Source organism: Erwinia artemisiae, from assembly GCF_051400835.1.
GTDB classification, from domain to species: domain Bacteria; phylum Pseudomonadota; class Gammaproteobacteria; order Enterobacterales; family Enterobacteriaceae; genus Erwinia; species Erwinia aeris.
In genome coordinates, this window is record NZ_JBLFFM010000014.1 from 41,285 (window position 1) to 60,286 (window position 19,002).

Sequence of the window (19,002 nt, forward strand, 5' to 3'; positions counted from 1 at the left end):
GCAGCCCACGCTATGATCCTGTAAATATTTTTCCTGGCCCGAAGGCTTATATATTGCAAATCCAGAACCGGCGTTAATTTTTAGCCAGAACGTTCTTATCGTCTTCATCATAATTAAATGATATCCGGGCACCGTGTTCGTTCGGCAACCTGCGCGCTTCCAGAAATACCGATTTCCAGTAAACGTTATCCAGTGACGATCGCATTACGCCACGGCTGGCCGAAGCGTGAAGGAAATGCCGGTCCGTATCATAAAAGCCTACGTGCATCTGCCGGTTAATACGGAAAAAGACCAGGTCGCCAGGCTGCAAACGATCGGGCTGGATACGTTTTCCCATATGGATCAGCTGGCTGGTGGTGACTCGCTTCATGGGTAAATTGAACCGGTCTTTAAGGGTTCGCCAGACAAAGCCCGAACAGTCTACGCCGGAGAGTTCCGTACCGCCCCACTGGTAAGGCGTACCTTCCCATGCGTACATCTGGTCATGTAATGCCGCGATAACAGGGATAAGATCGGGTTCGCCAGCGCGATGGGTGGTATTGAGACTATTATCGTTTGCTTCATCGGGCTTATGGGAAGAACAGCCCGCCACAATCATCAGCGCCAAAACCGTTATTGTGCGAAGGGGGAGTAATGGTGGCATCTTTTCCTGTCCGGATCCTGAATTTTAGCCCTGAATAACGGGGTAAATAACGGTTAAATTTGGCTTAATATCATCGGTTCGTTATTGTTATAAATCATTCGTTTTTACTTAAATTTACAGCGATTTATTTCCGATAAATATTATCACACAGGAGTACTAATTTTCGCTCAGTAAAGTTATCTGAAAAAATTGCTGCCGACACAGACAAGCAGCCTTAACGGCTGCTGTGACAAAACTACTCGTTGCCCCACTGATTAAGAAACGAAGCGATATCATCGATACGGCTCTCGTTGATACCGGCTTTTTTAGCCATCTCTTTCTGCGCGTCCTCACCAATCTCTTCATTATTTGATAAGCGATCGAGCAGCAGCTGGAAATAGTGCGCCAGAGATTTACGCTCTGCCTCAACCACGGGTGCTGCGCATTCTGTCGAATACTCATCCACGATGTCGTAGTATTTAAGCGGGATTTCATCGTTCATAAGCTACTCCAAAAATTTAATTTAACGTCAATTTTAGCTGCTTTCTGCATCGTCCGGGCCGATTTCATCGCTGCGGTCAGACGACAAATGTAAGAATGGCATCACCAGGCACCGGCCCGGCCCGGCCTTAAAGATTGCTAAGATTAACACGTAGCATCCTGTTTTATATTAATAATTTTACTGCGTTCGTCCAGCCTGTACACCGGCATTGATAGCGCGACACAGGGCAGCCTTGCGCGATCGGCTCCGGTTTCAGGCCCGGCATTGGATATCCTCTTGAGAGGCGTCATGACCCGCCGTGCACGCAGTCAAAGGACAGAAGAAAAGCGTCGGGGATGGTTTATCGGTTGCATAGCGAGCCAGCCGGGAGCGGCTTTTTAGCCTGCTCCCGGGGCTCTCCTCTTCAGACGCGGAAGGTATCCACCATTCCTCTCAGGGCATGAACCTGCTCCGCCAGCGATTGGGAAGCGGTCGTGGACTCTTCTACCAGCGCGGCGTTGCTCTGAGTTACACCGTCCATCTGGCCAACGGCCACGGTCACCTGAGAAATGCCCTGCATCTGCTCGTTTGAAGCCAGCGCGATTTCATCCATTGCCTCAGCCAGCTCGCTGACCTTCCCGGTCACGTTCATGATATTTTCCGCAGTGCCGTCGGCCACTACCACGCCAGCCTCCACCATGGTCACCGCGTTTTCAATCAGGCCTTTGATGTCCCGTGCTGCCGTCGCGCTACGCTGCGCCAGCGTACGGACCTCGCTGGCTACCACGGCAAACCCCCGACCCTGTTCGCCAGCGCGTGCGGCTTCAACCGCCGCATTCAGCGCCAGAATATTCGTCTGGAAGGCAATGCTCTCAATGGTGCCGGTAATATCGCGAACCTTCGCCGCGCTGGCAGAGATATCGGCCATCGTTTCGGTCATCTGGCGCACGTTCTTTTCACCGTCACGGACAAGCGCGGCCGCCTCCCGCGCCGATCCAGCCGTATAAGTGGCGCCCGCCGTGTTGCTTTTCACCGTCGCGGTTAACTCTTCCATGCTCGCGGCCGTTTCCTGCAGCGCAGCTGCCTGCTGTTCAGTACGGGCCGAGAGTTCGGTATTCCCTCTGGCGATTTCATCAGAGGCAAGGGCTACGGAAGCCGAAGCGTCCTTAATCCTCGATACCAGTTCGCCCAGGCGATTCTGCATTCGGGCGAGCGATGCCAGCATGCTGGTATTATCGCCGGGACGAAGCATGACCTGAGACGTCAGGTCACCGTCGGCTATCGCTGCCGCCAGTACCTGCGCCTGCGTCGGTTCACCGCCCAGCTGGCGCATCAGGATCCGTATAGTCATGAAACCGGTGCAGGCAGCAAGCAGGACAGATACCAGCACCAGGCCGACCAACAGGAGCCCGGCGCGACGGCTTTGATCGCTGCTGCTTTCCACGGCGCCGCGGGCATTTTGCATCTGCACCTCTGTCAGGGTATTGAGGGCTTCCTGCAGCGACCGCTGCGCCGGACGAGAGACGGTCATCAGGTAAGTCACGGTCTCCTGCTGCAGATTCTGCAATCCAAGCTGACCTGCCTTTTCAAAGCTTGCCAGCGCCGGTCCTTCTCTTTCCATTATTTTCCGGTATGCCTCCCGGCCCGCCGGTACCGAATCCGTTTCCATCAGCCGACCCAGCTCCTCACGATTTTTGAGGAACAGGCGTTTCTGGGTCTGCACGCGCTCCCATTCGGGCGCCATTTCCTTCGGGTCGGTCAGCAGCGCCAGGTTTCTTACCGCGATAGACAAATCACGTACGCTGGCGCGCATATCCAGCGCAAGCTGGAACTTTTTCATTTTGATGTTTACCACGTCACCCATATCGTCCCGGGCGTGGTTAAGAGCATTGATAGCCACGCCGGCGCAAATGACCAGCAGCAGTACCATGAGGCCGAAGCCTCCGACAATACGGGTTGAAACTTTCATGGGAGAATACCGAAAGGCAGATGATTACTGTTTGTATCGTCACCGTGAAGAAACTCTTGAGAGTACCGATTAAATTATGTGGTGTATTTCACAATGCGCAGGTAAAGGTTGCGGACAGGGAGCGCTGAATAATCCGGGATGAACAGGAGATAGCTGGAAGACATCCTGACAGGGAATAACGTTGCTGAATACGGTATTTATCACTCAGTCCGGCTGGCATGGCCCAATCCGGACTGAGTTTTCAGAAGATTAGCTGGTCAGCAAAGTTACCTGGCCAAAATTTCTTTACGAACGATTTCGGCGCCGGCGCTGAGGGCATTCAGCTTGCCCCTTGCTACCTGACGGGATAAAGGCACCATGCCGCAGTTGGTGGAAGGATAAAGCTTGTCGGCATCGACAAACTGGAGCGCTTTACGTAGCGTACTGGCTACTTCCTCAGGCGTTTCAATGGCATTGGTCGCCACGTCGATAGCCCCAACCATTACCTTTTTACCGCGGATCAGTTCGATAAGATCCATTGGCACATGAGAGTTCTGGCATTCCAGCGAAATGATATCGATAGCCGACGTTTTCAGCTTAGGGAAAACCTCTTCATACTGTCGCCACTCTGAACCCAGCGTTTTTTTCCAGTCCGTATTGGCTTTAATGCCGTAGCCATAGCAAATATGCACGGCGGTTTCACATTTAAGCCCTTCGATAGCTTTTTCCAGCGCGGCAATTCCCCAGTCGTTAACCTCATCAAAAAAGACATTAAAAGCAGGCTCATCAAACTGGATAATATCGACACCGGCCGCCTCTAACTCTCTGGCTTCCTGATTAAGAATTTTGGCAAATTCCCAGGCCAGCTTTTCGCGGCTTTTATAATGGCTGTCGTAAAGCGTATCGATCATGGTCATAGGGCCGGGCAAGGCCCATTTAATAGGCTGTTGGGTTTGCTGACGTAAAAATTTAGCATCTTCAACAAATACGGGCTTTTGCCGGGTCACCTCGCCCACGACCGTAGGAACGCTCGCATCATAGCGATCGCGGATTTTGACGATCTGACGTTTTTCAAAATCCACGCCGCTGAGGTGCTCAATAAACGTCGTGACAAAATGCTGGCGCGTTTGCTCGCCATCGCTGACGATATCAATGCCTGCCTGCAGCTGATCGTCAAGGCACAGGCGAAGGGCATCCTGCTTGCCCTCAATCAGTTCCCGATCCTGCAATTTCCAGGGTGACCAGAGCGTCTCCGGCTGCGCAAGCCAGGAAGGTTTAGGTAAGCTGCCAGCAGTGGATGTCGGTAAAAGCTTTTTCATAAAAGATGACCTTATATTTTCGGTTTATCAAAGAGCGGAATTGGCAGACCACTGCTCAAGAATAGTCTGGTAGGGTTTAATGAAGTGCTCTTCAGTAAACCTGCCCTGCTCAACAGCCAGCTGGCTGCGCTCTTCTCGATCATAAACAATTCGGGTTAACGAATAATCCTGGTGTGTCAGGTTGGGCTGATACAATGCCCCTGCGGCGGAATTAGCATTGTAAATCTCAGGCCGGTAAATTTTTTGGAAGGTTTCCATCGTGCTGATGGTGCTGATTAGCTCAAGATTGGTGTAATCACTGAGCAAATCACCATGAAAATAAAAGGCCAAAGGCGCAACGCTGTTGGGCGGCATGAAATAGCGCGCCTGCAGCCCCATTTTGGCAAAATAGATATCGGTCAGAGAAGGCTCATCCTGCTGATATTCAAAGCCTAATACAGGATGCTGATTCGTCGTGCGGCAATAGGTGTTTTTAGTGGAAACGCTCAGGCATATCACAGGCGCTTTATTAAAATTTTCCTTGTAGGCTGCAGAATTAACGAAGCGTTTAAATATATTACCATGCAGCTTGCCAAAGTCTTCGGGGATAGTAAATTCGGGCTGGCTTTTATTGTACTCCGGCAGCCAGACGCTAAAGTCGTAATCGCGTACGTAAGAGGAAAAGTTATTGCCTACGATACCAGCGATACGTTCACTGGTGCTTTTATCAATAATGGTAGGTTTTAATATTTCAATCACCGGAAAGGCATTGCCTTTCACTTCAACGTTTAACTCAGCGGAAATAATTTCAAGCTCAACGGAATAGCGATCCGCTTTGGGATTATCCCAGTGCGCCAGCGCATTGAAGCGATTATCAATCATCACTAAAGCGTTACGCAGATTCTCCTGACGTCTCTCACCTCTCGCCAGATTGGCAAAGTTGGTGGTGATGCGCGTACTCCCGGAGGGGTTATAGTTTTCGTCGAAACGAAGGCTTTTAATGGTAAAGGTAAACGCGTTGTTCATGGCCGTCTGGTATCCTGGTTTGTTATAAATCTGATTTATTTGTTGCCTTTCAGGGCATCCCAGATTTCATATTATCTAAAGTTATTAACAATCCATACTTTATGCCTGAGTCGCTGGTTGAGGAAAAGTGATTTGTTTTCAATGAACATGAACCTTCTTCATGATCAAACCTGAGACAGGACTACCGTTGCGCAAAGATCCCTGTCAAAGAGGATGTACAGCTGGCAGCCGGGTGGCGGCCCGCTAAGCATGTACCGCATTTTTTCTGGTTCACCTTCTTCTCGCTGCCGCCCTGGAGAGAAACAGAGCGTTTCCGTGTGCAAGCTACAATATGGGGCATGGTAATAAGCAAAAAACCTTCCTGTCGGCCGGTCTGCGAGCCAGGCATCCAGCCTTCATTAAGGCGATATCCAGGCAATGGGGAAGAGCAAACATGCAAAAAGTAACGATTGTTGCAGTGGCCTGCGCGCTGTGAAGCGGAAAGCTTGCTGCTACAGATAACGCTGAATAACGTCATTGCGCAGATCCATCACATTGGCAGCACGTCAGTACCGGGTTTAGCCGCTAAATCCGTTATAGATATATTGCTGGAGGTGGCCGGACGGACAGCTTAAACGCTTTTTATAATTCCACCAGTGTAACAAAAGGCCCTCTTCGACAGCGTGACCCTGTAATTATGTTTAAACTGGGTTATTACATAAAACGCATGCCCAAACAGGAGATCCCCGATGAAAGCAATACAGCTTAAAGCCCCCGGCGGCCTGGATAACATTATCGTGTCAGATATTGACGATCCGGGCAGGCCCGGCAAAGGTGAAATTCGGGTTGCGGTTAAAGCCAGCTCGCTAAACTTTCATGATTTAATCGTCGCAACCGGGCAGTTTCCTACTGAAGATGGACGGATCCTGCTGTCAGATGGTGCGGGAATAGTAGAGGAGGTTGGAGAAGGCGTTGAAGCGTTTAAAGCAGGCGAACACGTGGTTTCTACATTTTTTCCCAACTGGCTGGCCGGCAAGCCTGTACCCACCGTGGGCGGCTTTGCGCACACGCCCGGCGACGGTGTGGATGGCATGGCCAGTGAATACGTTGTACGTTCGGAAAACGCCTTTACCCATGCGCCGAAGGGGTGGCGCCATACAGAGTCAGCCACCATCACCACCTCGGCTTTGACGGCCTGGCGGGCGCTGGTAACAGACGGGCACCTTAAGGCAGGAGAAACGGTGCTGGTTCAGGGAACCGGCGGCGTCTCCGTCGCTGCTTTACAGATAGCTAAAGCAATGGGGGCCAAAGTCATTGCTACCTCATCCTCCGATGAAAAGCTCGCCTTTGTGCGCGAACTGGGCGCTGATGAAATTATCAATTACAGAACAACGCCTGCATGGGGAGATAAAGTTCTTGAGCTGACCCAAGGGTTTGGCGTAGACCATGTGGTCGAAGTAGGCGGACCGGCAACCCTGAATGAATCCCTGAAATCGATCAAGGTAGGCGGTCATATTGCGCAGATTGGTATCCTTTCAGGCGATGAGGCTGCCTTGTCTGTCCTTTCCCTTCTGGCGAAGCAGGTGCAAATTAAAGGCGTGATTGTGGCAAGCCGCCAGGATCAGTGTGATTTTGTTAAAGCCCTTGAGATAATGAACAAGAAGCCGGTAATCGATCGTGTTTTTAAATATGAGGAGCTTGGCGAGGCTTTCTCTTATCAGCAAAGCGGCGCTCACGTGGGTAAAATCTGCGTTGAATGGTGACGTTGCTGGCCGTAAGGAAGCCATTTCCTTACGGCCGTCACCTGAAACACTGACTGATGCCGTGAATAACCGCGCGTTGGCGCAGGCAGTCAGGCTACTGCGGGCGCTCTAGATGTATAACAGGCTTGCCGCCACGCGCGTGCGGTAAACGGCATAATTTTTTCTTGCGTTACTTTACCCAGGCGTCAGTAGCCCGAAAGATGCGGTGGCTGCCACTCTGGCGCCTTAGCGGACACAGAGGCAGGGCAAGAAGCGCCTGCCAGCTGGGTGAGTTGAAGCAAAAGAGAGTATCGTGGCAGGCTTAAAATATTATCACCCAAGCTCAAGCAGCAGCAGGCCTGCCGTAATCATAAGCAAGCCAGCGCACGCTTTGCGATCAGGAGGTTGCCTGAAAATAATCCATCCGGACAGTGCGGTTAAAAGAATGCCGCAGCCTCCCCATATGGCATACGCAGTGGCCATCTCCAGGCCTTTCAAGGCCTGCGCTAACGCAGTAAAGGATGCAAGAATAAGCAGTATGCCCACTGCGCCCGGAATCTTTTTGGCCATACCGGCCGAACGCTGAAGAAAGACGTTAGCCGTTACTTCAAGCAGGATGGCTATCGCAAGATAGTAATAGGGGATAAATATCGACATTTATTCATTCTGCGCATTTTCTGCGATATTAAAGACTACAACGCCCCCCAGCAACAGGCCAATTCCCGTAAGCTGAAGTACGCTCAGATGCTCTCTGAAGAAGAAGCTGCCAATAACGGCTATCGCGAGCAGACCCAGTGATTCCCAGGTTGCGTAAGCTACCGCAAGTGAGATTTTTTTCAGCGCAAGCGCCATAAAAGTAAAAGACAAACCGATGGCGAAATACATGAACAACATGCCCGCGAGATTGCCTTGCTTTGAATATAATTTCATCAATATAACGCTGCTTACTTCAGACACTATTGCCATTAAAAGAAAAAACCAGGCCCGGGGCACATACACTCCATATTATGGTGATTTGAATCCAGCTCGTTAGTGTACACCGCAACGGCACGCTGATGGCATATCCCTGAAAATTATAAATCAGACACAGGACGAAAGGTTATTCAGCAGAAGCGGCGAACGTGATAACAATTTTTTATAGAGCATCAGCAATTCTGCAGGACTGCCGCAAACTGCCACTCCTGCCGTATGCCCTTTTTGACAGCTCTGTAATACCACCCGATCCCGCTTTTGCAGAAATGCGTGACTGGTTTCCCTCTGTCCCGCTGCGAACCGGGCCAGCGCTAAGGATCATCATGATAAAGAGGCTTCAGGATCAAGATGCAGTGCAGGGTACTGTAGCAACATAATGGTTTTGGCGTCCGCTATTTCCCCGCTTCGTATTGCGGCCAGCGCGCGCGCCAGAGGCCATTCCAGCACCTGAATGTCCTTGCCTTCTTCGGCCAGTTCGCCGCCCATGCTGCGCCGATCGTCATCGTCGTATTCCGCGATAAAAAAAGTTTCTCTGCCACCGAGCCCGGGTTCATACAGGCTTCCATCACTTTCTCTGTCTGCTTTACCCTATATCCTGTTTCCTCCTCAGCTTCAGCAACAATGCGCGCTTCGGGCGTTCTGCGTTTGCTATTGGCGACCTGGCGCTAGCGCTGGCAAGCACGCCGATCACAGATGGTGAGTCTGATAAACAAATGCTTGAGGTTTTACGGCAAAAACACATTACGGTGCTTTAGCAGGATGATGAATTGCTTCAGGTTGATTACGGGGTGTATCCGTACAGAAGGCCCGGTAGGGCGTCCATGGGCCCTTTGAGGTTATTTTTTCCGATAGTAATAGTTGATAAAGGAACAAAATAAACTTTCCAACCACTCTAATAATCCTCACCAATATGAACAAAGAAAGCCATGTATATTTCCGGACATAAACATACTCATAATCAGCCTCCTGTCGGTGACTCACCTTCCAGTAATACGTCTGCAGATGAAGGTCGCCTGACAGCGGGCGCGGCCTCCGCCCGTGACAGCGAACCGCCTACAGAGCCCTCCTCTGAGGCGAAACAGCACGATCATCACCCGGAAGCAGACAAGGGGATCTCCGGCGACAGAAAGTTGCTTGTGGGATACAAAGATGCACTGTCCCGTAGCATGGTGGAAGGCGATAAAAAACATCTGGCCAGGTTTGACAATAATCTCCGTCCCCCATCGGTTTTGCTGCCGCGCGCAGCCTCGTCACCAGATGTCATTCATGACAGCGATGTCCTGAATGATTTTCGCAGACAGGCTTCTGAGCGTGGAAGACGTTATGGTGCCAGTGCAAAGACCGTTGGGAAAAATCAGGAAGCCTGGATCGATAAAAAAACAGGGAAGGGAATACTCAGCGGCACACTCTGGCCCCATGATGAAGCGGTATGGAACACCATACCGGATATCAAAAATCAGCCTTCCGCTGTATTCATGCCGGGTTATGCCGTGGGCGATCGGTATTCTGCCATTCTGACAATGCTGACGTATCCGGAAATGAAGCTCACCATCGGCTACAGCGAGAAGCAACCGGTACTGCCTGCTGAAAAAAAATACGCCATGGAAGCATTTGAAATCATTACGGATGCCCTGAAAAAGTCTGGCGTGAGTCAGGAAAATATCAACAAACGGCTTTCCGTAGTGCGCTATGACGGTGAAACCCCGCTGAACCACATTAGCGGCAGTTTTAACGATCCGGAGAACCGGAAAAATTTCACCACGGTACTGGGAGAAAAATCCGCCATTTGTGAACCACAGAATGCCTCACCCGACAGCCATCTCTTCCATATCTCCGCAACGACGGTAATGATGGCAAAACACTGGGAAGACAATGATGATCCGGTGCGTTCCGGCGCTGAAATCAGAAAGCTGGTTTATGGCCTGGTTAATGAAGAGGCCCGGGCAGAGCTTGACAGCCTTGTTGACAGCACGATTAAGGAAACGGGCCTGAAAGATAACTCCGTCTTATTATGGAAAACAAACAAGCCATTTGAGACGCCGGTTCGTGACGCCGCCTCTGCCCGTCAGAAAGAGGCGTTTGCCAATCCCCGTATGTTTGAGCTTATCCACGCTGCGCTGGAAAAGCAGGGAACGCCGGTAGCCTATATCGGGGACGGCTTCCGAAATGAGTACAAAAATCGCATTGAAGATCGCCATCCCTGGGAAAATCGCAGTACGCCCGACCTCAGCAAATTCTGGCAAAAATCTGCGCTTCTGAAAGAGCGTGTCAATCAGTGGTATTTTCTTGATCGGATAATGCAGAAATCAAACGGGAAAGCCTTCATCGGCGTGCGCAGCGGCGCGCTTGAACCGCTGAGTCTGTTAGGGCATAACGTCGTTTACCTTGAACCTAAATCCCTGTTCACGCCTGAACGCCATGCTCCCTGGCAGGGACGTATCCCCTATAACCGTCTGATTACAGAGGCATCAGCGGGGTATATTGATAATGACACGGAGGTGGAGCTGAAGAATCTGGGTAAGGAAATTGTTGCTGACAACCTGAGGGCCAAACTTTCTCTTGGGCCGGGTGACGGCGATCGGCAAGCCCTTGTCAAAAGCCTGTCGGAAAATAATCTTGCTGGCAGGGAGAAAATTGACCGGCATGACCGCATTGAAAATAATATCGCACAAGGCATTCTTTCACCGGCAGAGCTCAGCCTGATGTTGCGTATGGTCGAAACCGGCCAGCCTGCGCATTTACTTATGGACAGTGAGAAAAGCGGATAGCCGTCATCTTTTATTTGCCGGGTCTTATAAGCAGGCTGACTGCTGAGCTGCCGACGTAAAGTGATGACGGCGCAGCTGCGTGTACCCGTCTACGGGACGGCCAGAATATAAGCCTGCCGAAAGTGAGTAAACAGGCGTGAAATCAACTGCGTATTGACAAAAACGCTACCTGAGCTCGCCGAAATAGCCCTCGTCGGCTTTTTTCAGCAGTTCGTCCACAATAATCCGGACTTTCGGAATGAGATGGCGCGTCCGGGGCCAGACTACGCTAAGCGCAACCGGAACCGGCATGTGATCGGCCATGATGGTAACAAGATGGCCGGCGGTGATATGGCTGCCCACCATCGACTCCGGAAACTGCGCAATCCCCGCCCCTGCCAGACAGGCCAGCAGCATGGCATCGCCGTCGCTTATCTGATGCGCCGTACCGGATATAAACTTTATTTCCCGCTCTGCCACCGGACGTAGCCGCCAGGCAAGGGGCGCCCCGCGCCGGAAGCCCATTATGCAGCGGTGCTTTTTCAGCGCTTCAATGTCGTCAGGCACGCCGTGTTGTTCAAGATAACCGGGGGACGCGCACAGGAAAAGACGCTGCCGGCTCAGGCGCCGGGCAATCAGCTCATCCGTGCTCTGCAGTTCGCCCAGGCGCAGCACCAGATCCACCCCCTCCTCAACCGGATCGATAAGACGGTCATTAAAGGTCAGCGCCAGCCGCAAAGCCGGATAGCGGGCTGTCAGCTCCAGCAGTATCGGCATCATCAGGTTGCGACCAAATGATGCCGGCATATCGATACGAACCGTGCCCGCAGGGTTGTCCTGACGTCTGCTGAGCATGTTTTCAGCAGAGTCCAGGATTTCCAGCGCCGACAGGCAGCTTGTCAGATAGGCTTCTCCATCGCTGGTCAGGCTCAGTTTACGGGTTGAACGGTGGAACAGCCGTGTACCCAGCCTTTCCTCCAGCCTTGCCACGCTCTTGCCGACCGCGGATTTTGTGATGCCCAGCTGCTCTGCGGCCTCGGTAAAACTGCTCGATTTTGCCGTGATAACAAAATTCGTGATCCCCCGCAGGGATTCGGCCGTTAATTCGGTAGACATAAAGTTTACTCACTGGCGACTTATAGCGTGTTTATCGATGTTTAATTCTATACCAGACTGAAGTCAGCATATAAACACACGACCGGCCACGGCCGGAAAATTCGTCTGAACCGGGAAATCGTTATGTCACAGACAAAACCCCTTACGTTCGTGTCCCTGCTGGGCAGCCTTCGGGCAGGGTCTTTCAATGCGGTTGTGGCGCGAAATCTTGCTGCGCTGGCGCCGCCAGGCGTGGACATCAGCCCGCTCGGCTCTGTGGGCGATATCCCGCCCTATGATGCCGATCTGCAAGCCCAGGGATTTCCCGAGACCGTGATGGCAATGGGCAAAGCGATCTCGGCAGCGGACGCGCTGATTATCGTCACGCCTGAATATAACTATTCCGTGCCGGGTGCCCTTAAAAATGCCTTGGACTGGCTTTCACGCCTGTCCGACACGCCGGTTGCCGGCAAACCCGTCGCCATACTGACGGCCTCGCCCGGTGCCATAGGCGGCGCCCGGGCACAATATCATCTGCGTCAGATCCTGGTCTTTCTGGACGGCAGCGTCCTGAACAAGCCTGAAGTGATGATTAGCCAGGCTTCATCCCGGCTCGATCCGCAAAGCTGCACCATAACGGATGCGGATACCCGCAGCCTGATTGCGGCTCAGCTCAGCGCGCTGGCAGAAATGGCGGTAAAGCAGAGCTGAGCAACACCTTTACCCTGTCTGTAAAATCTTTGGAGGAAATTATGTCTACCGGCACCGTTCGCGGTATGGACCATGTTGGCATCACCGTTTCTGATATTGAAGAAGCAACCCGCTTCTTTTCAGAAGCTTTTGGGGCTGAAGTTATCTACGACTCCGTGTCGCCCTCGGACGACGACGTGAAAGGCGAAGAGACGGAAAGTATCCTGAACCTGTTTCCGGGAACCAGAATCACCACGGTCAGGATGATGAAACTACAGCACGGCCCCGGCCTTGAGCTGTTTGAAATGCAGGGGCCGGAGCAGCATCAGCCCGTACGGCCCAGCGATTACGGCATCCAGCATTTTGCCGTTTACGTTGATGACATTAACGAAGCCATCGGCCTGTTTGAGCGTGCCGGCGGGAAAATGTTTACGTCTCCGCAGCCGCTGATGTTTCCGACCGAGGCAGGAGACAATAACTTTTTCTGCTACGGCCGGACGCCCTGGGGCAGCGTAATTGAATTAATCTCACTGCCTTCCAGGCTTCCCTATGAAGAAAGTACTTCCCTGCGACGCTGGAAGCCGTAAATATCGTGGTTGCGCAGGCCTGACTTTTTCTAAAAGCCAATAACGAGGGGCAATTCACCGTTGCCCCGACTCCCGCCGCATCTCTCTGCTGAGCGCTTTTAAGGTCTGTCAGCGCCTCTTGACGCAGCCTGGCCGCGCTGGCTGTCGCCATGCGCGGTCAGCAGGCAGGCGGGCAAAAAGGGATCGGGCCAGCGCATAAGTTATCTTATTTAATAGCAGCATAAGTGCGCCCTTCTCTGAGCCATGCCTCAAAAAATAGGCAATCAAGGCGCAAGGCTTCTCAGCACCAGCGCAGCCAGGCGGCTGGCATCTTCTTTGGCCGTATCAAGGGCGGCCTGCAGCTGCACCGGATCGGCGTAGGGCCTGAGCACCAGATAAACAGCGGCAGCCGTTTCGTCCAGCGGCGTTTTACGCTCAAACTCTCCCGCCTCGCGCCCCTCGCGCAGAATGGCAACGGTGGTTTCGCGCAGCCAGGCTTCATACCGCTCTGCCGACGACCAGCGATCGCGCGAAGCCGCAGCAGCGATATCAAAAAGGCGGCGTTCCCGAAAAAACAGCTCGCTCCCCGCCACCGTAAGCGTCTGAAAAAGGCACTGCATTTTCTCCGTGGCCGAAGGCGCCTCTTCCAGCGCGGCGTTCAGACGTTGGGTTATCTGCGTAAGGCAGCTGGCGCAGATGACTTCACCTATCTCCTGTTTTGAACTGAAGAACTTATAGATATACGCCTTGGAGAAGCCCACCGAGCGAGCCAGATCGGACACGGTGGTTTTCTCAAAGCCGTAATGGCTGAAGTACTCCATGGCGGCATTGACAATCTGGTCACGAAGGGTGTGATCGGACGGGCCGCGCGTGGCGGCAGGAAGTTTTTGTTCAGTCATTTTTTTTAGCTTCGCTCAGTGAGCTCCCGTTAACGAAATGTGACCGCAATATAGTCTGGTCACCATTTTAACGCACATCGGGCCCGCTTAGTGTTTTTCCGGCACTGACGTTGTACGCGCTGTGCAACTGTGCCGTCATGCTTCACCAGCCTACACCGGGCTGCGCATGTTTTTGCGCAGGGCAATGAGATCCACCTGCCACTGATTTAATTTATTGTAAAGCGCAGTGCGTGAAATTCCCAGAAGCCGGGCCGACTGACGCATATTTCCCTTATTTGCACTCAACACCTCGAGCACGTGCTGGCGCTCTTTTTCATGCAGCGAAGCCTGCCCGGACGCTGGCTGAGCAACAGGATCTCCCTGTCGCATCTCCTCGGGCAGATCCTGCTGGCTGATTTTCATCCCCTCGCATAAATTCACCATCCGTTCGACCAGGTTTTCCAGCTCGCGCACGTTGCCGGGCCATTGCCAGGCCTGTAAACAGGCCATCGCCTGCGGTGAAACAGCCGGGGCGATGCGCTTCAGCCGGTTACAAAGCGCCTGAATGAAAGTATTTACCAGGCCCGGTATGTCTTCACGTCGCTCGCGTAGCGGGGGAATATTGAGGGAAACAACATTGAGGCGATAGTACAGATCGCGGCGGAAAGCGCCTTTCTCCACGGCATCGGACAAATTACAGTGGGTGGCGACAATAATACGGACGTTGACCTTAAGAGGATGCGCGGCGCCAATACGCACCACTTCGCTTTCCTGGATCACCCGAAGCAGGCTGGTTTGTGCTTCCAGCGGCATTTCGCCAATTTCGTCGAGAAACAGCGTTCCGCCGTCGGCAAGCTCAAATTTTCCGGCCGATCCGCCTCGCCGCGAGCCGGTAAATGCGCCATCAGCGTAGCCAAACAGCTCGCTCTGTACCAGATCACGCGGCAGCGCGCCACAGTTCAGCGCCACGAAAGGCTCCTGCTGGCGCGGGCCGGCATTATGGATCGCCTGGGCAAACAGCTCCTTACCCGTGCCGCTTTCACCCGTCAACAGCACGGTGCTGTCGGTGCGGCTACTGGCCCTTGCCTGCTGAATAGCCTGCTGCAGCGGCAGCGAATAGCCGCGGATCATATCGAACGTATAGCTGGCGCTCACGCCCATCACCCGCCGGGTAATGGCGCGGATACGCTGGTTTTCGCGCAGAGACAATACGCGCCCGCCGTCAGGCGCGGGCATCAGTGAAACCAGGCAGGAGACCGGCTCTTTGCCGCCGGGCATAAAAAGCAGCTCGCGATCGTTACAGAAAGGCAGGCTGAGCAGCGAGACGTCCTGCGGACGCAGCAGCGCATCAATGGATCCCGCTTCCGGATCGAGGCCACAAAAAATCTGGCGGGCATAGCGATTAAGCGTTTTGATGCTGCCGTGGCGGTCACAGACGATTACCCCTTCATTCAGCGTTTCCAGGATAGATTGCTGCTCGGCGAGCAAATGACGCAGCTGCAGCTGTTGGCCTATCGTCTCCGCCGCTGCCTGAACGGTGCCCAGCGTGTGCGTGTTGAACTTATCCGGCGTGGCGGTAAGCGTCAGTACGCCAGCCAGCTTGCCGTTCTTATCGCGCACCGGCGCGGCGGCGCACTGCCGATGCCTTCTACGCAGATCCAGCTTCCAGTTTTCACCGCTTAACACGTATACCAGCCGCTGTTCGATCAGGCAGCGCGCGGTACAGTTGGTGCCCAGCACCTCCTCACGCAAAATGCTGCCAACGGGCGTCAGATCGGCACCGCAATAATACAAGGTTACCCCGTCAGCATCCGTCAGGTTGATATGGCCGTCCGGATTATAGGCCAGCAGGTTTTCCATAATGCTGCGCGCAACCTGAATCATCTCTGCATTTTGTTCCAGGATAGCGGCCAGTTCGTCTGGCGATGGGGAAATATAGCTGAACGTTTCCGGATCGATATTAAGCGCCCGAGAACGCTGCCAGGAATGCAAAATGCTTTGCCGCATCCAGCCCGGCTGTTTGCCGCCCGTAAAGCTGTGCCAGCCTTGCCACAGCAGGCTGTCCCACTCCGTGACTTCCGTGCTGTCCGGCAGGCTGAAGATAGGATCGCTCTCGTCTTTAAAGGGTAGCCGGCTCAGGTTTTTCATCTACACATCCTTTCAGGTCTGGAATGTCCATTTTATTTACATGTTAAGTTGACATGTAAATTTTGTTTCCAGTTTGTGATCTCTAACTGTGTGGTACTTCACATTACAGGCCCCTACCGGTTGGCATCCCCTTTGCAATACCTCTTACAGACACGTTGAAAGCGTTAAAAGGAAAGGGGTTGTGATGCGTAAACATAATATCCGGTTGATTCTTTTCATCTGTTCGATTGCTTCACTCAGCGGCGTGATCCTTGGCTATGACGCTTCGGTGATCTCCGGCGTAATTGAGCCTTTAACAGAACATCTCAACCTTTCTGCGTGGGAAAGCGGCTGGGCCGTTTCAAACGTTATTCTGGGGTGCGTGGCGGGCGCATGGGGCGTGGGATACATTTCAGACCGTATCGGGCGCAAGTCCACGTTGATTATTACCGCCGTACTCTTTGTTATTTCCGCCGTGGGATCCGCTCTCGCCCATTCGCTGACGGGTTTTGTGCTCTATCGACTAATTGGCGGGCTGGCGGTAGGAATGGCGTCAGCGATTACCCCTCTCTATATCGCGGAAATCTCCCCCAAGGACTGGCGCGGCCGTATGCTTGGCCTGCAGCAAATGCTGATGGTTGGCGGCCAGGTCACGGTGTATATCGTTAACTATCTGATTGCGCGCGGTATGCCGCATGCCTGGATCGTCAGCGAGGGCTGGCGCTGGATGCTGGCTTCCGGCGTGGTGCCCTGCGCGCTGTTCCTGCTGCTGGTGCCGTTGATGCCGGAATCTCCCCGCTGGCTGGCGCTGAAAGGTAAAACGGATCGCGCTCGCCAGGTGCTGACCCGCCTGTCCAACGCGCAACACGCCGAGCGTTTACTCACGGAAATTCTGGCTTCTTCTCAGGACGCACCTGCCCAGTCCAGCCAGCGCGGCATTCTGCGCGACCCGCGTGCACGCTACATTTTGCTGACAGGCTGCGCGATCGCCATTTTGCAGCAGGTTTCCGGTATCAATATCCTGCTTTATTACGCGCCGTCCCTGCTGCAGAACATTACCGGCAGCACCCAGGATTCGCTGTTCCAAAGCATTTTTCTGGGCGTGGCGCTGCTGGCGGGCGTGGCAGTCTGTCTGAGCACCATCGACCGCTTTGGCCGGAAGCCGCTGCTGCGCTGGGGCGCAATAGGATGCGCGCTGTGCCTGATGTTCACCTCATGGGCGTTTATCGCGCAGATTGACGGCATGCTGCCGGTGATTGGGCTGGTGGCCTTCGTTCTGATTTTCGGGCTGTCGTGGAGTCTTGGCGCGTGGCTGCTAATTTCAGAGATTTTCCCTAATCGCATGCGCGCCGTGGCGATGGGTTTCGCCTTCTCTTCCATGTATGTGGCGAATTTTATCGTCACGCAAAGCTTCCCCATGATGAACCGCAGCGCCCTGTTGATGACGCATTTCCACGGCGCTTTTCCGCTGATGCTGTGCACGGTGGGATGCCTGGTAGCGTTCTGGTTCGTACAGCGCTTCCTGCCGGAAACGCGTGGCGTCTCTCTTGAACATATCGAACCGCTGATGCTTTCCAAATCCCGCCGCTTCGCAGCCAGGGCGACGCGGCCCGCTGAACAATCTTCCCTGCCCGACTGGGCAAACACTAAATAATAAGGAGTGCTGTGATGATGAAAACTGTACGAGTGGGACTTATCGGTGCAGGAAGGATGGGCAGTTTCCATGCTGAAAACCTTGCCTGGCGCGTGCCGGGCGCGACGCTGGCGGCCGTAGCCGATCCGCAGCCCGGCGCGGCGGAAAAGCTGGCGCAAAAGCTCGGCGTGGCAAAAGCCTACAGCGATCTTCATGCGCTGTTGCAGGACCCGGACATTGACGCCATTGCTATTGCTGCCCCCGCACGTACTCATGCTGAATGGGTCATAGCGGCCGCCAGCGCGGGAAAACACGTCTTTTGCGAAAAGCCGATGGCGGTAACCCTTGAGGAAGCGGACCGTGCGATCGCGGCGGCCAGCCATGCCGGTGTGGTATTGCAGGTCGGCTTTAACCGTCGTTTTGACGGCGGCTTTGCCGCTGCGATTGCGGCGGTGAAATCGGGCGTGAACGGCACGACTCAGTTAAGCCGTTCGGTCACTCGCGATCCGGCCTTGCGCGATCCGGCCCCCATCCCGCAGTGGACCATTTTTCTTGAAACGCTTATCCATGATTTCGATACGCTGCTGCATTTTAACCCCGGCGCAAAACCGGTGGAGGTTTACGCATTGGCCGACGCGCTGGTGCGTCCGGATTTTAAAGACAAAGGCCTGCTGGACACCTCTGTAGTGACTATCCGCTTTGACAATGGCGCCATCGCGACGGCGGAAGCCAATTTTCAGGCGGTCTATGGCTATGACGTCCGCGGTGAAGTCTTTGGCAGCAAAGGCATGCTGCAGGCGGGCAATATCAACGCTACCAACTGCGTGCGCTATCACGAGGGCGGCATTGTTATTGAAACTTCCCGCATGGATTCCGAGCTGCTGCGTGAAGCCTATGTGACGGAGATGGCCGAATTTGCGCGCTGTATCCGCACCGGCGAAACGCCGCGTGCTACGGGCAAAGATGCGCGTAACGCGCTCGAAATTGCGCTGGCCTGCATTGAATCAGTTAAACAATGTCAGCCCGTCAAACTGGACGCACGCTAATGAACAGCTATCAGCTTTCCGTTTGCGCCGAAATGGTCTTCCTCGATCTGCCGTTTGTGGAGCGGGTAAAGCGTATTCATGCGCTGGGGTTTGGTGTCGAAATCTGGGGATGGGCCGGTAAAGACATTGATGCGCTGGCCGCCACCGGCGCG

At 53.6% G+C, this 19,002-nt stretch carries 16 protein-coding genes and 3 pseudogenes; 8 read left to right on the forward strand and 11 right to left on the reverse strand.

The window, feature by feature from the left end; genetic code table 11:
* Window positions 1-73: 73 nt before the first annotated feature.
* The 5 genes from ACMGEE_RS20770 to ACMGEE_RS20790 form a co-directional block, all read right to left on the reverse strand.
* Window positions 74-643, reverse strand: a complete 570-nt coding sequence (locus ACMGEE_RS20770; RefSeq protein WP_436830579.1) for a C40 family peptidase — start codon at window positions 641-643, stop codon at window positions 74-76.
* A 235-nt stretch (window positions 644-878) separates the two neighbouring features.
* Window positions 879-1,124 carry a YmjA family protein gene (locus ACMGEE_RS20775; RefSeq protein ID WP_436830580.1) on the reverse strand — a complete coding sequence of 82 codons (246 nt, stop codon included), beginning with the start codon at window positions 1,122-1,124 and terminating at the stop codon, window positions 879-881.
* A 403-nt stretch (window positions 1,125-1,527) separates the two neighbouring features.
* Window positions 1,528-3,072, reverse strand: a complete 1,545-nt coding sequence (locus tag ACMGEE_RS20780; RefSeq protein ID WP_436830581.1) for a methyl-accepting chemotaxis protein — start codon at window positions 3,070-3,072, stop codon at window positions 1,528-1,530.
* A gap of 266 nt (window positions 3,073-3,338) precedes the next feature.
* Window positions 3,339-4,370, reverse strand: coding sequence for a methionine synthase (locus tag ACMGEE_RS20785; protein WP_436830582.1), 1,032 nt, complete (start codon window positions 4,368-4,370; stop codon window positions 3,339-3,341).
* 27 nt (window positions 4,371-4,397) lie between these two features.
* Window positions 4,398-5,375, reverse strand: a complete 978-nt coding sequence (locus tag ACMGEE_RS20790) for a DUF1852 domain-containing protein (protein ID WP_436830583.1) — start codon at window positions 5,373-5,375, stop codon at window positions 4,398-4,400.
* Window positions 5,376-5,824: 449 nt separating this feature from the next.
* Here ACMGEE_RS20790 and ACMGEE_RS20795 point away from each other — a divergent pair.
* Window positions 5,825-5,974 (forward strand): annotated as a pseudogene (locus ACMGEE_RS20795) (GrpB family protein); the annotation flags it as partial.
* 129 nt (window positions 5,975-6,103) lie between these two features.
* Window positions 6,104-7,117, forward strand: a complete 1,014-nt coding sequence (locus tag ACMGEE_RS20800; RefSeq protein WP_436830584.1) for a zinc-dependent alcohol dehydrogenase family protein — start codon at window positions 6,104-6,106, stop codon at window positions 7,115-7,117.
* Window positions 7,118-7,429: 312 nt separating this feature from the next.
* On the opposite strand, the gene ACMGEE_RS20805 is transcribed toward ACMGEE_RS20800, so the two are convergent.
* From ACMGEE_RS20805 to ACMGEE_RS20815, 3 genes and pseudogenes are all read right to left on the reverse strand, one after another.
* On the reverse strand, window positions 7,430-7,753 hold the full coding sequence (locus ACMGEE_RS20805; RefSeq protein WP_436830585.1) for an SMR family transporter: 324 nt from the start codon (window positions 7,751-7,753) through the stop codon (window positions 7,430-7,432).
* Window positions 7,754-8,095: a DMT family transporter gene (locus ACMGEE_RS20810; RefSeq protein ID WP_436830586.1), complete on the reverse strand. Its 342-nt coding sequence runs from the start codon at window positions 8,093-8,095 to the stop codon at window positions 7,754-7,756. It abuts the gene before it with no gap.
* Window positions 8,096-8,389: 294 nt separating this feature from the next.
* A pseudogene (locus ACMGEE_RS20815) lies at window positions 8,390-8,706 on the reverse strand (NUDIX hydrolase); the annotation flags it as partial.
* 288 nt (window positions 8,707-8,994) lie between these two features.
* Here ACMGEE_RS20815 and ACMGEE_RS20820 point away from each other — a divergent pair.
* Window positions 8,995-10,836, forward strand: a complete 1,842-nt coding sequence (locus tag ACMGEE_RS20820) for a hypothetical protein (RefSeq protein ID WP_436830587.1) — start codon at window positions 8,995-8,997, stop codon at window positions 10,834-10,836.
* A gap of 165 nt (window positions 10,837-11,001) precedes the next feature.
* Here ACMGEE_RS20820 and ACMGEE_RS20825 read toward each other — a convergent pair whose 3' ends face one another.
* Window positions 11,002-11,931 (reverse strand): LysR family transcriptional regulator, encoded by a 930-nt coding sequence (locus tag ACMGEE_RS20825; protein WP_253461429.1) that lies wholly within the window; start codon window positions 11,929-11,931, stop codon window positions 11,002-11,004.
* Between the two features lie 123 nt (window positions 11,932-12,054).
* Between ACMGEE_RS20825 and ACMGEE_RS20830 the strand changes: the two genes are divergently transcribed.
* The gene (locus ACMGEE_RS20830) at window positions 12,055-12,621 is read left to right on the forward strand and encodes an NADPH-dependent FMN reductase (RefSeq protein ID WP_436830588.1); all 567 of its coding nucleotides are present in this window, start codon (window positions 12,055-12,057) and stop codon (window positions 12,619-12,621) included.
* Window positions 12,622-12,662: 41 nt separating this feature from the next.
* Window positions 12,663-13,187, forward strand: a complete 525-nt coding sequence (locus tag ACMGEE_RS20835; RefSeq protein ID WP_253461432.1) for a VOC family protein — start codon at window positions 12,663-12,665, stop codon at window positions 13,185-13,187.
* A gap of 263 nt (window positions 13,188-13,450) precedes the next feature.
* On the opposite strand, the gene ACMGEE_RS20840 is transcribed toward ACMGEE_RS20835, so the two are convergent.
* Together ACMGEE_RS20840 and ACMGEE_RS20845 are read right to left on the reverse strand one after the other, a co-directional pair.
* Window positions 13,451-14,065 (reverse strand): TetR/AcrR family transcriptional regulator, encoded by a 615-nt coding sequence (locus ACMGEE_RS20840; protein WP_253461434.1) that lies wholly within the window; start codon window positions 14,063-14,065, stop codon window positions 13,451-13,453.
* Between the two features lie 150 nt (window positions 14,066-14,215).
* Window positions 14,216-16,192 carry a sigma-54-dependent Fis family transcriptional regulator gene (locus ACMGEE_RS20845; RefSeq protein WP_436830589.1) on the reverse strand — a complete coding sequence of 659 codons (1,977 nt, stop codon included), beginning with the start codon at window positions 16,190-16,192 and terminating at the stop codon, window positions 14,216-14,218.
* A gap of 184 nt (window positions 16,193-16,376) precedes the next feature.
* On the opposite strand from ACMGEE_RS20845, the gene ACMGEE_RS20850 reads away from it, so the two are divergent.
* The 3 genes and pseudogenes from ACMGEE_RS20850 to ACMGEE_RS20860 form a co-directional block, all read left to right on the forward strand.
* The gene (locus ACMGEE_RS20850) at window positions 16,377-17,825 is read left to right on the forward strand and encodes a sugar porter family MFS transporter (protein ID WP_436830590.1); all 1,449 of its coding nucleotides are present in this window, start codon (window positions 16,377-16,379) and stop codon (window positions 17,823-17,825) included.
* 14 nt (window positions 17,826-17,839) lie between these two features.
* The gene (locus ACMGEE_RS20855; RefSeq protein WP_301731068.1) at window positions 17,840-18,850 is read left to right on the forward strand and encodes a Gfo/Idh/MocA family oxidoreductase; all 1,011 of its coding nucleotides are present in this window, start codon (window positions 17,840-17,842) and stop codon (window positions 18,848-18,850) included.
* Window positions 18,850-19,002: pseudogene (locus ACMGEE_RS20860) on the forward strand (hydroxypyruvate isomerase); the annotation flags it as partial. The gene ACMGEE_RS20855 and the pseudogene ACMGEE_RS20860, both read left to right, overlap by 1 nt.